Source organism: Pseudomonas orientalis, from assembly GCF_002934065.1.
Lineage (GTDB): Bacteria > Pseudomonadota > Gammaproteobacteria > Pseudomonadales > Pseudomonadaceae > Aquipseudomonas > Aquipseudomonas orientalis_A.
Genome location: NZ_CP018049.1, coordinates 760,744 through 774,797, shown reverse-complemented (window position 1 = coordinate 774,797; position 14,054 = coordinate 760,744). Strand labels below are relative to the sequence as shown.

The following is a 14,054-nucleotide window of genomic DNA, read 5'->3' as shown; positions in this document are numbered from 1 at the left end:
CCGAAAATTCGAATTTCTCGTTTAAGAGAACTCACAAATTTTACCTTAGCCTGATCCGTTACCAGTGAAAGTAACGGTCAGTCTATCTTTCTATCACATACCCAAATTTTTAAAGAACGATCTAATCAAAGACTAGAAATCAATATTCACTTCAGAATATTCATTTCTAAACTCTAACAGCAGAAGCAGTTAATGGTGGAGCCAAACGGGATCGAACCGTTGACCTCCTGCGTGCAAGGCAGGCGCTCTCCCAGCTGAGCTATGGCCCCATAACAAAATTGGTGGGTCTGGGCAGATTCGAACTGCCGACCTCACCCTTATCAGGGGTGCGCTCTAACCAACTGAGCTACAGACCCAATTTCGAGCGCGTAACTGATTAGCTAAGAGCTATCAGCTTGGAGCTTAAAGCTGCTTCTATCGTCTTCTTCAATGAATCAAGCAATTCGTGTGGGAACTTATGGAGCAGCTGATGTCGTCGATTAAGGAGGTGATCCAGCCGCAGGTTCCCCTACGGCTACCTTGTTACGACTTCACCCCAGTCATGAATCACACCGTGGTAACCGTCCTCCCGAAGGTTAGACTAGCTACTTCTGGTGCAACCCACTCCCATGGTGTGACGGGCGGTGTGTACAAGGCCCGGGAACGTATTCACCGCGACATTCTGATTCGCGATTACTAGCGATTCCGACTTCACGCAGTCGAGTTGCAGACTGCGATCCGGACTACGATCGGTTTTGTGGGATTAGCTCCACCTCGCGGCTTGGCAACCCTCTGTACCGACCATTGTAGCACGTGTGTAGCCCAGGCCGTAAGGGCCATGATGACTTGACGTCATCCCCACCTTCCTCCGGTTTGTCACCGGCAGTCTCCTTAGAGTGCCCACCATTACGTGCTGGTAACTAAGGACAAGGGTTGCGCTCGTTACGGGACTTAACCCAACATCTCACGACACGAGCTGACGACAGCCATGCAGCACCTGTCTCAATGTTCCCGAAGGCACCCATCCATCTCTGGAAAGTTCATTGGATGTCAAGGCCTGGTAAGGTTCTTCGCGTTGCTTCGAATTAAACCACATGCTCCACCGCTTGTGCGGGCCCCCGTCAATTCATTTGAGTTTTAACCTTGCGGCCGTACTCCCCAGGCGGTCAACTTAATGCGTTAGCTGCGCCACTAAGAGCTCAAGGCTCCCAACGGCTAGTTGACATCGTTTACGGCGTGGACTACCAGGGTATCTAATCCTGTTTGCTCCCCACGCTTTCGCACCTCAGTGTCAGTGTTGGTCCAGGTGGTCGCCTTCGCCACTGGTGTTCCTTCCTATATCTACGCATTTCACCGCTACACAGGAAATTCCACCACCCTCTACCACACTCTAGTCAGTCAGTTTTGAATGCAGTTCCCAGGTTGAGCCCGGGGATTTCACATCCAACTTAACAAACCACCTACGCGCGCTTTACGCCCAGTAATTCCGATTAACGCTTGCACCCTCTGTATTACCGCGGCTGCTGGCACAGAGTTAGCCGGTGCTTATTCTGTCGGTAACGTCAAAACAATCACGTATTAAGTAACTGCCCTTCCTCCCAACTTAAAGTGCTTTACAATCCGAAGACCTTCTTCACACACGCGGCATGGCTGGATCAGGCTTTCGCCCATTGTCCAATATTCCCCACTGCTGCCTCCCGTAGGAGTCTGGACCGTGTCTCAGTTCCAGTGTGACTGATCATCCTCTCAGACCAGTTACGGATCGTCGCCTTGGTGAGCCATTACCTCACCAACTAGCTAATCCGACCTAGGCTCATCTGATAGCGCAAGGCCCGAAGGTCCCCTGCTTTCTCCCGTAGGACGTATGCGGTATTAGCGTCCGTTTCCGAACGTTATCCCCCACTACCAGGCAGATTCCTAGGCTTTACTCACCCGTCCGCCGCTCTCAAGAGAAGCAAGCTTCTCTCTACCGCTCGACTTGCATGTGTTAGGCCTGCCGCCAGCGTTCAATCTGAGCCATGATCAAACTCTTCAGTTCAAACATCTTTGGGTTTTTAAGAAACCCTAAACTTGGCTCAGCAATCGTTGGTTATTCTTTGATTTCTCGCGGAGTAACTTGTGATGCTGATAATCTTGTTGACTATCAGTCTGACCCCACAAGCACCCACACGAATTGCTTGATTCAGTTGTTAAAGAGCGGTTGGTTAAGATGTTTCGTCTCAACCGAGGCGCGCATTCTACAGCAGCCTCATTTGCTGTCAAGTGGTTATTTTCAGAAGTTTTCGAAGATTTCTTCAACAACTTCAACCACTTGCGCTTGCGATCTCTCGTAAGCGGGAGGCGAATTCTACAGCGTTACACGCTGCTGTCAACACCTCTTTTTCAACTTCCTTTTGGCTTCGATGAACTGAAGCGGCCTGCTGTCGAAAACTACTTAACTCATTGTTTACCAAGGAGTTTTCCGTTTCGACTGCGCCGGAAGTGGGGCGAATTATAGGCGCACAGAATCTGCCGTCAACCTTCTTTTTCACATTTCTGTCATATAAGTCAAAAATGCTCGGAAACGCGAAGGCCGGCCCCTGGGGGCCGGCCTTCCACTTACCCCGCCTTACAAACTTGGGAAAGCAAACTGCGAGGCTTCATGGCTGGCCCGCTGCGGCCAACGCTGGGTGATCGCCTTGCGACGGGTATAGAAACGCACCCCATCCGGTCCATAAGCATGCAAGTCGCCAAACAGCGAGCGCTTCCAGCCACCAAAACTGTGATAAGCCACCGGCACCGGCAGTGGAACGTTAACCCCCACCATGCCCACTTCGATCTCGTCACAAAACAGACGCGCCGCCTCACCGTCACGGGTGAAGATACAAGTACCGTTGCCGTACTCATGGTCGTTGATCAACTGCATCGCCGCTTCCAGGCTGGCCACACGCACCACGCACAACACCGGCCCGAAGATCTCTTCTTTATAGATACGCATCTCGGGAGTCACGTGATCGAACAGGCTGCCACCGAGGAAGAAGCCCTCTTCATGCCCGGCGACGCTCAAGCCACGACCGTCAACGACCAGCTCTGCACCCGCCGACACACCGTCTTCTATATAGCCACTGACCTTATCCCGCGCCTGCCCCGTCACCAGCGGCCCCATGTCCAGGCCACAGGTCGTGCCGGCACCGATCTTCAGCGTCTTGACCTGCGGCACCAGCTTGGCAATCAACGCATCCGCCACCTGGTCACCCACACACACCGCCACCGAGATCGCCATGCAACGTTCACCGCAGGAACCGTATGCCGCACCCATCAAAGCGCTGACGGCGTTATCCAGGTCCGCATCCGGCATCAGAACCGCGTGGTTCTTCGCGCCACCCAGTGCCTGCACACGCTTGCCGCGCCTGGTGGCTTCGGAATAGATGTACTCGGCAATCGGCGTCGATCCTACAAAGCTCAGCGCTTTTACTTCAGGCGCCTCGATCAATGCATCCACCGCGCCCTTGTCACCATGCACCACGCTCAGCACGCCTTTAGGCAGGCCCGCTTCCTGCAACAATTGTGCGATCAGCAACGTCGAACTGGGGTCACGCTCCGACGGTTTGAGGATGAAACAGTTACCGCACACAATCGCCAGCGGATACATCCACAACGGCACCATTGCCGGGAAGTTGAACGGCGTAATACCTGCCACTACGCCCAGCGGCTGGAAATCCGACCAGGCATCAATGTTCGGGCCCACGTTGCGGCTGTACTCCCCCTTGAGAATCTCCGGCGCCGAGCATGCGTACTCGACGTTCTCGATCCCGCGCTTCAACTCACCGGCCGCATCCTCCAATGTCTTGCCGTGTTCTTCGCTGATCAATTGCGAGATACGCGCTTCGTTCTGCTCCAGCAACTGCTTGAAACGAAACATCACCTGCGCCCGTTTGGCCGCAGGCGTGTTACGCCAGGCCGGGAACGCCGCCTTGGCCGAGTCGATCGCCTGTTGAATGGTATCGCGACTGGCCAATGGCACCTGGTGAATGACCTGCCCGGTGGACGGGTTGTACACATCGGCGCTACGACCGCTGTCATTGACCAATTCACCGTTGATCAAATGCTGGATAAGGCTCATGCAGGGCTCCTGAAAAGTTGTTCTATATAGAAGGAGAAATCAGTCGATCTTGTTCAACACTTCACCGACCGCATCGAACAGGCGATCCAGGTCCTGCGGCTTGCTGTTGAAGGTTGGCCCGAACTGCAGGGTGTCACCGCCAAAACGCACGTAGAAACCGGCTTTCCACAGCGCCATGCCGGCCTCGAACGGACGCACGATGGCATCCCCGTCACGCGGCGCAATCTGGATGGCTCCGGCCAGGCCGTAATTACGAATATCAATCACGTTCTTGCTGCCCTTCATGCCATGCAGCGCATTCTCAAAGTGCGGTGCGACATCGGCTACGCTCTGAACGAGGTTTTCCTTTTGCAGCAGGTCCAGTGCCGCGAGGCCGGCCGCGCAGGCCACCGGGTGCGCCGAGTAGGTGTAGCCGTGGGGAAACTCCACCGCATACTCCGGCGTCGCTTGGTTCATGAAGGTGTGATATATCTCGCTGCTGGCAATCACCGCGCCCATCGGAATCGCGCCATTGGTGACTTGCTTGGCAATGCACATCAAGTCCGGGGTCACGCCAAAGCTGTCGGCGCCGAACATCGAACCGGTGCGCCCGAAACCGGTGATCACTTCGTCGAATACCAACAGGATGTTGTGCTGATCGCAGATCTCGCGCAGACGCTTGAGATAACCCTGTGGCGGCACCAACACGCCTGCGGAACCGGCCATCGGCTCGACAAACACCGCAGCGATGTTCGATGCGTCATGCAGTTCGATCAGCTTGAGCAACTCATCGGCCAACGCGATACCGCCTTGCTCCGGCATGCCACGGGAGAAGGCATTGCTCGCCAGCAACGTATGCGGCAGGTGGTCGACGTCCATCATCGACTGACCAAACAGCTTACGGTTACCGTTGACACCGCCAAGGCTGGTACCGGCAATATTCACACCGTGATAGCCCCGGGCGCGGCCGATCATCTTGGTCTTGGTGGCCTGGCCCTTCAGGCGCCAGTAGGCGCGCACCATCTTCACGGCGGTATCGGCGCACTCGGAGCCGGAGTCGGTGAAGAACACATGGTTGAGGTTGCCAGGGGTCAGGTCGGTAATCTTTTCCGCCAGTTGAAAGGACAACGGATGACCGTATTGGAAGCCCGGAGAGTAGTCCAGGGTGCCCAACTGCCGGGCCACCGCTTCCTGGATTTCCTTGCGCGTATGCCCGGCGCCGCAGGTCCAAAGGCCCGACAGCGAGTCGTAGACCTTGCGCCCCTTGTCATCCGTCAACCAGCTGCCTTCGGCGGCCACGATCAGGCGCGGATCGCGCTGAAAGTTACGGTTGGCGGTATAAGGCATCCAATGAGCATCCAGCTTGAGTTGGCTGGCCAGGGATGATGGGGCGTTTTCCGGCATGTTCATCAGCAAAACCTCGCAAGGCAAACGGCAGCGTCGGGATTGAAAAAAGCGTAGTTGCAGCTAAATTGCCACGGCGATAAAGTCGGTGAAATCCAACTTTTCTAACCTTCAGTCAGGACTTCACTAAACTATGAGCAGCCGTCGCCCCGACCCCCTGGCCCAGGTCAGCGACTTTGATATCCGCCTGCTGCGCATCTTTCGCAGCGTGGTGGAGTGTGGTGGCTTTTCCGCTGCGGAAACCGTACTGGGGATTGGTCGTTCGGCCATCAGCCAGCAAATGAGCGACCTGGAACAACGCCTCGGGCTGAGGCTCTGTCAACGCGGCCGCGCGGGGTTCTCGCTGACGGAAGAAGGCCGCGAGGTCTATCAGTCGGCGTTGCAACTGTTGAGTGCGCTGGAAAGTTTTCGCACCGAAGTCAATGGTCTGCACCAGCACTTGCGCGGAGAGCTGATCATCGGCCTGACCGATAACCTCGTCACCCTGCCCCATATGCGCATCACCCACGCCCTGGCGCAATTGAAGGAACGTGGCCCGGACGTGCAGATTCAAATCCGCATGATCGCCCCCAGTGAAGTCGAGCAAGGTGTCCTCGACGGCCGTCTGCATGTCGGCGTGGTGCCCCAGGCCAGCGCATTGTCGGGCTTGGAGTACCAACCGCTGTACAGCGAGCGCTCGCTGCTTTATTGCGCGGTCGGGCATCCACTGTTTTATGCCGACGACAAGCAACTGGACGACGCGCGCCTCGACAGCCAGGACGCCATCGCCCCCACCTTCCGCTTGCCCGCCGAGATCCAGGCCCATTACCAGGCGCTCACGTGCACCGCCAGCGCCTCGGACCGTGAGGGCATGGCGTTCCTGATCCTCACCGGGCGCTATATCGGCTACCTGCCCGACCATTACGCCAGTCTTTGGGTACAACAAGGCCGACTGCGCGCGCTGAAAGCGGCTACACGGTTTTACGATTTGAGCCTGGCATCGGTCACGCGCAAGGGCCGTCGCCCCCATTTGGTGCTGGAAAGTTTTCTGGAAAGCCTGGCAGCAACGCGCTAACACGGGCCCCTCACAAAAAGCTGAGCAGGTGGACAGTTTTTTGCAAGGCACAAGGACCTTGAACCGTCCGCCCCGAGTTGACCCGCCATGCCACCAGAATCCTCCAGCCCCAACGACTTGATCTACGGCCTCGATGATCGCCCCAAACCACTGCCCGCTCTGCTGGCCGCCCTGCAACATGTGCTGGCCGCGTTCGTCGGGATCATCACGCCGCCCTTGATCATCGGTTCCACCCTGGGCCTCACCGCGCACCTGCCCTACTTGATCAGCATGGCACTGATGGTCTCCGGCGTCGGCACCTTCATCCAGGCGCGCAGGCCGTTCGGTATCGGCGCCGGGATGATTTGCCTGCAAGGCACCAGCTTTGCGTTCCTGGGCGCGGTGCTCTCCGCCGGCTTCCTGGTCAAGCAACGCGGCGGCAGCCCTGAGGACATCCTGGCGATGATTTTCGGCGTGTGCTTTTTCGGCGCCCTGGTGCAGATCGTGTTGAGCCGGTTTATCGGCCAACTGCGCCGGGTCATCACGCCCCTGGTGACCGGGATCGTGATTACGCTGATCGGCATCAGCCTGATAAAAGTCGGCATCACCGATCTGGGCGGCGGGTTCAACGCCCCCGACTTCGGCGCCCCCATCAACCTGGCCCTGGGCCTGTTCGTGGTGCTGACGATCATCCTGCTCAACCGCTCGAATACGCCCTGGGTACGCCTCTCGGCCATCATCATCGGCCTGGCGCTCGGCAGCCTGGCCGCGTGGTTCAGTGGCAAGCTGGTGCCCCAGGCATTACCCGACGTGCCTCTGATCAGCCTGCCCGTGCCGTTTCGCTTTGGTTTCAACTTCGATTGGAGCGCCTTCCTGCCCATCGCGCTGATTTATCTGATCAGCAGCATCGAAACCGTCGGAGACCTCACCGCCAACTGCATGATCGCCCGCCAACCCATCAGCGGTGCCTCTTATATAAGCCGACTCAAAGGCGGCGTGCTCGGAGATGGCGTCAGTTGCATGATCGCCGCCACGTTCAGCGCCTTCCCCAATACCACCTTCGCGCAAAACAACGGGGTGATCCAACTCACCGGCGTGGCCAGCCGTTATGTCGGCTTGTACATTGGCGTGGTGCTGGTATGCCTTGGGTTGTTTCCCATGATCGGCGCGGTGTTGCAGCAAATCCCCAAACCGGTGCTGGGCGGTGCGACCCTGGTCATGTTCGGCAGCGTCGCCGCAGCCGGTGTGCGCATCCTGGCCCAGGCGCCGCTGGATCGACGCAGCATGCTGATCATCGCCACCTCCTTCGGTGTCGGCCTGGGCATCGCCGCCCAGCCCAACCTGCTGCACCTGATGCCAACCCTGGTGCAGAACCTGTTCGACTCCGCCATCACCAGCGGCGGGCTGACCGCCATTGTGCTGTGCCTGCTGTTACCCGAGGCCAAAACCGTCCACGCCGTTACAAACCCCACGCCCGAAAGCGACTCCCTGGAATCGCTTTGACGGTTTTATTGCATCAACACTTGTCTGAGGCTTGAGGGTGGGTTATCTGTGCACACGTCGCCCCCATCGATCAGCACGGAAACCTCCATGAGCCTCGAAGTTCCTGCCCACAGCAACCACGCCGGTAAACCCGCCAGCCGCATTCGGCAAAAGAACGAACAAGCGATTCTCCAGGCGGCTGAGGATGAATTCGCGCGCCATGGCTACAAGGGCACCAGCATGAACACCATCGCGGCGAGTGCCGGGCTGCCCAAAGCCAACTTGCACTATTACTTCACCAACAAACTGGGCCTGTACATTGCGGTGCTCAGCAATATTCTCGAATTGTGGGACAGCACGTTCAACGCGCTGACCGCCGAGGACGACCCGGCCGTGGCCCTCTCCCGGTACATCCGTACCAAGATGGAGTTCTCGCGACGCCAGCCACAGGCCTCGCGGATCTTCGCCATGGAGATCATCAGCGGCGGCGAATGCCTCACTGAATATTTCAGCCAGGACTACCGCGCCTGGTTCAGCGGCCGTGCAGCCGTGTTTCAGGCCTGGATCGATGCCGGCAAGATGGACCCCATCGACCCGGTGCACCTGATCTTCCTGCTGTGGGGCAGCACCCAGCACTATGCCGACTTCGCCACCCAGATCTGCCGCGTCACCGGTCGCACCAAGCTGACCAAGCAGGACATGGAGGACGCCGGCACCAATCTGATCCACATTATTCTCAAAGGCTGCGGCATCAAGCCGGCCCCCTGAACGAAGCGACTTATGCCATTCACGCTCACAGGCTTTTGCGAATTTCGTGAAGAAATACGCAAAAGCCGCTTTATCACACTGGCGGCGCCGATTACCAGCGCGCACGACGCCCAGGCATTTATCGAGCAGCACAGCGACCTCAACGCGACGCACAACTGCTGGGCCTGGAAACTGGCCGACCAATACCGCAGCAACGACGACGGCGAACCCGGCGGCACCGCCGGGCGGCCGATCCTGGCGGCCATCGAGGCGCAGGGGTTTGATCAGGTCGTGGTGCTGGTGATTCGCTGGTACGGCGGGATTCAACTGGGCACCGGTGGTCTGGCCCGTGCCTACGGCGGCGGCGCAAATAAATGCCTGCAGAATGCCGAGCGCATCGAGCTGATCAGTCGTGTACCGCTGAGGTGCGCCTGCGGTTTCTCCGAATTGAACCTGCTGAAGCTGCGCGTTGCCGAACTGGACGGGCTCGTCGTGGAAGAAACCTTCACCGCCAACGGCGTGGAGCTGCAACTGGCCCTGGGCGAAGCCCATATCGACACCTTGCAAACCCAGCTCGCCGACCTGAGCCGGGGACGTATCCTGCTGCAACGCTGAAACTGCTACTGTTGCTCACTGGAACTCCCTGAGCCGCGACTCTAAAGGAAGCTTTTCATGTCTACGCCAAAAACCGCACTGATCATCGGCGCCTCGCGCGGGCTGGGCCTCGGCCTGGTCAAGCAACTGCTCCAGGACGGCTGGGACGTGACCGCCACCGTGCGTGACCCGAACAAGGCCGACGCCCTGAAAGCCGTGGGCCCGGTGCAGATCGAAAAACTCGACATGGACGATCAGCAAGCCGTGATCGCCCTGGCCCAACGCCTGAAAGACCGTACCTTCGACCTGCTGTTCGTCAATGCCGGCGTCAAGGGCCCCGCGAACCAGGAGCCTGGTCACGCCACCCTGGCGGAAGTAGGCCAACTGTTTTTCACCAACGCCGTGGCCCCGATCAACCTGGCCCAGCGTTTTGTCGGGCAGATCCGCAAGGACACCGGCGTGCTGGCCTTCATGAGTTCGGTGCTGGGCAGCGTCACCATTCCCGACGATTCGGACATGGCGCTGTACAAGGCCAGCAAGGCGGCGCTCAACTCCATGACCAACAGCTTTATCACCCAACTGGGCGAGCACAAGCCGACGGTGTTATCGCTGCACCCGGGCTGGGTGAAAACCGACATGGGTGGCGAAAATGCGCACATCGACGTCGAGACCAGCGTGCGTGGCCTGGTGGACCAGGTAAATGCCTACACCGGCAAGGGCGGCCATCATTTTGTGGACTACAAGGGCGACACCATCGCCTGGTAGATACACCGATTACCCTGTGGGAGGGGGCTTGCCCCCTCCCACACTGACCGCGTCCGCTTGCCTGCACATGGACCGACACGTAATCTACCCACCTCGCCTTCACTGGCGACCCTGGATCAGCAGACAGGGCAACACTGAGCTGGCAAACCTGAACCCATCATTCAGAGGAGCCGGCCAATGCCTGCGACCCGTATCTGGTTAAAAAATCCGCTCGCGATCTTCACCGCCAATGACCTCGATGCCCGTGGCGGCCTGGTGCTGCAAGACGGCGTCATCACCGAAGTGCTGGCCCAAGGGCAAGCACCTGCACAACCCTGTGCGCACGTGTTCGATGCCCGCGAGCATGTCGTCCTGCCCGGGCTGATCAACACGCACCACCATTTCTACCAGACCCTGACCCGCGCCTGGGCGCCGGTGGTCAACCAGCCGCTGTTTCCCTGGTTGAAAACCCTGTATCCGGTCTGGGCCCGACTGACCCCGGAAAAACTGGCGCTGGCATCGAAAGTGGCACTCGCCGAATTGTTGCTCTCCGGTTGCACCACGGCGGCAGACCACCACTACCTGTTCCCCGACGGCCTGGAAAACGCCATTGATGTGCAGGTCGACAGCGTGCGCGAGCTGGGCATGCGCGCGATGCTTACCCGCGGTTCCATGAGCCTGGGCGAAGCCGATGGCGGCCTGCCGCCGCAGCAAACCGTGCAACAGGGCCAGGTGATCCTCGACGACAGCCAACGCCTGATCCGCGAATACCACGAGCGCGGCGACGGCGCGCAGATCCAGATTGCCCTGGCGCCCTGCTCGCCGTTTTCCGTTACCCCCGAAATCATGCGCGCCAGTGCCGAACTGGCCACCTCGCTCGACGTGCGCCTGCACACGCACCTGGCGGAAACCCTCGACGAGGAAGACTTCTGCCTGCAGCGTTTCGGCCTGCGCACCGTGGACTACCTCGACAGCGTCGGCTGGCTCGGCCCACGCACCTGGCTGGCCCACGGCATTCACTTCAACCCGGAGGAAATCGCACGCCTGGGCGCTGCCGGCACGGGCATCTGCCATTGCCCGAGTTCGAACATGCGCCTGGCCTCCGGTATCTGCCCGACCCTCGACCTGCTCGCGGCCGGTGCTCCCCTCGGCCTGGGCGTGGACGGTTCCGCCTCCAACGACGCTTCGAACATGATTCTGGAAGCGCGCCAGGCTCTGTACATCCAGCGCCTGCGTTACGGCGCAGAAAAAATAACGCCCGAAGGCGTCCTCGGTTGGGCGACCAAAGGCTCGGCGCAGTTGTTGGGGCGTACGGATATTGGAGAGTTGGCGGTAGGCAAACAGGCTGACCTGGCGCTGTTCAAACTCGATGAGTTGCGCTTCTCCGGCAGCCACGATCCGATTTCAGCGCTGCTGCTTTGCGGTGCTGATCGGGCGGACCGAGTGATGATCGCGGGTCAATGGCGGGTAATCGACGGACAAGTGGAAGGCCTGGACCTGAAAGCCCTGATCGCCGATCACACCCGGGCGGCCCGTCAGTTGATCGCCGGAATCTAAACCAAGCACAGTCCAAAATGTGGGAGGGGGCTTGCCCCCGATGGCGGTGTGTCAGTCCTATATAAGTTGGATGAACCACTGCTATCGGGGGCAAGCCCCCTCCCACATTTGGCTTTATGGTGTGCTTGAAATCAGGTTACAACCCCAGCAGCGACAGCATGATAAAGGTCGCAAACAGCACGAAATGCGTCATGCCCTCGATGGCATTGGTTTCGCCATCATTGAGGTTGATCGCACTGACGATCAGCGTGATAAACACCATCACTGTCTGCACCGGCGTCATCGCCATCTGGAACGGCTGGCCGGTGTAGAGCGCCATGGCTTCCATCACCGGCACCGTCAGGATCACCGTCGACAGCGACGCACCCAGCGCAATGTTCACCACCGACTGCATGCGATTGGCCAAGGCGGCGCGCAATGCCGTAAGAATTTCCGGCGCGGCGGAAATAGCCGCCACGACGATCGCAGTGATGACCGGCGGGGCGCCCGTGCCTTCCAGGCCCAGGTCGAGGGTCTTGGACATCACCTCGGCCAACGCGCCAATCACTATGACACCAAACACCAGGGTGCCGATCGAGAACGCAAGGTTCACGGGCTGCGCGTGCTCTTCTTCGGTTGATTTTTTGCGGCGTTTTTCCGGATAGCTGTAGCTGAAGAAATAACTGTGCGGGCCTACCTGCATTCTCAGGAACAAGGTGTAGAGCACCACCATCGCGCCGATGGTGAAGGCCGAGTAAATTTTCCAGTCGGCCTCGGGGATAAACTCCGGCACGACCATCGACACGCCCATGGCGGTGAGAATCATCACGCTGTAGGTGCGCGCTGAGTCATCGTTGTAGGACTGCTCGCCGTGCTTGATACCGCCCATCAACGCGGCCAGGCCGAGGATGCCGTTGATATCGAGCATCACCGCTGAATAGATAGTGTCGCGCACCAGCGTGGGTGAAGGCTCGTTGCTCATCATGATCGCCAGGATCACCACTTCCACCAGCACAGCGGCCAGGGTCAGGATCATGGTGCCGTAAGGGTCGCCGACCTTTTCCGCCAGTTGTTCGGCATGGTGGGCCACACGCATCGACGCCATCACGATAAACGCAATCAAGGCGAGGCCGGCGAGCAACGCCACTATCTGCCCGCTGTGGAGCATCCAGTGTTCCAACGGGTAAGCGGCAATGGCGGCAATCAGCGCCACCAACATGAATTTTTCTTGCTTGAGGGAAGTGAGCATGGGGGGCCTTTAAGTACAGCAAATCAGTCATCGTTGGGGTACAGACTGCGACACGCCGCTAACGTTTCGTTACACCTTAGTTCACGTCGACCTTGTGCAAATAAATCAAATACTCTCCTGCTGGTCAGGTTTTGCCGATTATTTCAGCCATGGCCTGTAGAATGCCGCCATTGCACCTGATGAGATTTTAGTTATGTACGATTGGCTCAACGCCCTGCCCAAGGCTGAACTGCACCTGCACCTGGAGGGCTCGCTGGAGCCTGAGTTGCTGTTCGCCCTGGCCGAACGCAACAAGATTGCGCTGCCGTGGAACGACGTCGAAACCCTGCGCAAGGCCTACGCCTTCAATAATCTGCAAGAGTTTCTCGACCTGTATTACAAGGGTGCCGATGTGCTGCGCACGTCCCAGGATTTCTACGACCTGACCTGGGCCTACCTGCTGCGCTGCAAGGCCCAGAACGTGATTCACACTGAACCCTTCTTCGACCCGCAAACCCACACCGACCGAGGCGTGCCCTTCGAAGTGGTGCTCAACGGCATCGCTGCCGCGCTAAAAGACGGCGAGCAGCAACTGGGGATTACCAGCGGCCTGATTCTCAGTTTCCTGCGCCACCTGAGTGAAGCCGAAGCCGAGAAAACCCTCGACCAGGCGCTGCCGTTCCGTGACGCGTTCGTCGCCGTGGGCCTGGACAGTTCCGAGATGGGTCACCCGCCGAGCAAGTTCCAGCGTGTGTTCGACCGTGCCCGTCACGAAGGCTTCCTCACCGTCGCCCATGCCGGCGAAGAAGGCCCGCCCGAGTACATCTGGGAAGCGATAGACCTGCTGAAAATCCAGCGCATCGACCATGGCGTGCGCGCCATCGAAGACGAGCGCCTGATGCAACGCATCATCGACGAGCAGATCCCGCTGACCGTGTGCCCGCTGTCCAACACCAAGCTGTGCGTGTTCGACGACATGGCCCAGCACAACATCCTCGACATGCTTGAGCGTGGGGTGAAGGTCACGGTGAACTCGGACGACCCGGCCTACTTCGGCGGTTATGTCACCGAGAACTTCCACGCGCTGTACACCTCCCTGGGCATGACCCAGGACCAGGCCAAACGCCTGGCGCAAAACAGCCTGGATGCGCGACTGGTCAAGCCTTGACCGCTATTTACTGAATGAATGAAGGCTAAATGTGGGAGGGGGCTTGCCCCCGATTGCA

General features: G+C 58.8%; 10 protein-coding genes, 2 tRNA genes and 1 rRNA gene. 7 read left to right on the top strand and 6 right to left on the bottom strand.

All coding sequences use genetic code 11. From position 1 onward, the window contains the following. Positions 1-193 precede the first annotated feature (193 nt). From BOP93_RS03335 to BOP93_RS03315, 5 genes are all read right to left on the bottom strand, one after another. Positions 194-269 (bottom strand) — tRNA-Ala (locus BOP93_RS03335). Between the two features lie 10 nt (positions 270-279). Further along, positions 280-356: transfer RNA gene (locus BOP93_RS03330), tRNA-Ile, on the bottom strand. Between the two features lie 124 nt (positions 357-480). After that, positions 481-2,017, bottom strand: a 16S ribosomal RNA gene (locus BOP93_RS03325). 570 nt (positions 2,018-2,587) lie between these two features. Beyond that, positions 2,588-4,081, bottom strand: coding sequence for a CoA-acylating methylmalonate-semialdehyde dehydrogenase (locus tag BOP93_RS03320; protein ID WP_104501546.1), 1,494 nt, complete (start codon positions 4,079-4,081; stop codon positions 2,588-2,590). 39 nt (positions 4,082-4,120) lie between these two features. Beyond that, the gene (locus BOP93_RS03315; protein WP_065935385.1) at positions 4,121-5,470 is read right to left on the bottom strand and encodes an aspartate aminotransferase family protein; all 1,350 of its coding nucleotides are present in this window, start codon (positions 5,468-5,470) and stop codon (positions 4,121-4,123) included. Positions 5,471-5,597: 127 nt separating this feature from the next. Between BOP93_RS03315 and BOP93_RS03310 the strand changes: the two genes are divergently transcribed. The 6 genes from BOP93_RS03310 (at position 5,598) to BOP93_RS03285 (ending at position 11,621) form a co-directional block, all read left to right on the top strand. After that, positions 5,598-6,518, top strand: coding sequence for a LysR family transcriptional regulator (locus tag BOP93_RS03310; protein ID WP_104501545.1), 921 nt, complete (start codon positions 5,598-5,600; stop codon positions 6,516-6,518). Positions 6,519-6,605: 87 nt separating this feature from the next. Then, positions 6,606-8,000 carry a uracil-xanthine permease family protein gene (locus BOP93_RS03305; protein WP_104501544.1) on the top strand — a complete coding sequence of 465 codons (1,395 nt, stop codon included), beginning with the start codon at positions 6,606-6,608 and terminating at the stop codon, positions 7,998-8,000. 87 nt (positions 8,001-8,087) lie between these two features. Then, positions 8,088-8,747: a TetR/AcrR family transcriptional regulator gene (locus BOP93_RS03300; protein ID WP_065886509.1), complete on the top strand. Its 660-nt coding sequence runs from the start codon at positions 8,088-8,090 to the stop codon at positions 8,745-8,747. 12 nt (positions 8,748-8,759) lie between these two features. Continuing rightward, positions 8,760-9,341 (top strand): IMPACT family protein, encoded by a 582-nt coding sequence (locus tag BOP93_RS03295; protein ID WP_104501543.1) that lies wholly within the window; start codon positions 8,760-8,762, stop codon positions 9,339-9,341. 57 nt (positions 9,342-9,398) lie between these two features. Beyond that, on the top strand, positions 9,399-10,085 hold the full coding sequence (locus BOP93_RS03290; protein ID WP_104501542.1) for an SDR family oxidoreductase: 687 nt from the start codon (positions 9,399-9,401) through the stop codon (positions 10,083-10,085). A gap of 177 nt (positions 10,086-10,262) precedes the next feature. Next, a complete protein-coding gene (locus BOP93_RS03285; protein WP_104501541.1) occupies positions 10,263-11,621 on the top strand; it encodes an 8-oxoguanine deaminase in 1,359 nt (452 codons plus the stop codon). 136 nt (positions 11,622-11,757) lie between these two features. Here BOP93_RS03285 and BOP93_RS03280 read toward each other — a convergent pair whose 3' ends face one another. After that, positions 11,758-12,849: a calcium:proton antiporter gene (locus BOP93_RS03280; RefSeq protein ID WP_104501540.1), complete on the bottom strand. Its 1,092-nt coding sequence runs from the start codon at positions 12,847-12,849 to the stop codon at positions 11,758-11,760. Positions 12,850-13,042: 193 nt separating this feature from the next. Here BOP93_RS03280 and BOP93_RS03275 point away from each other — a divergent pair, with 193 nt between their 5' ends. Next, a complete protein-coding gene (locus tag BOP93_RS03275; protein ID WP_043051475.1) occupies positions 13,043-13,996 on the top strand; it encodes an adenosine deaminase in 954 nt (317 codons plus the stop codon). Positions 13,997-14,054: the final 58 nt, after the last annotated feature.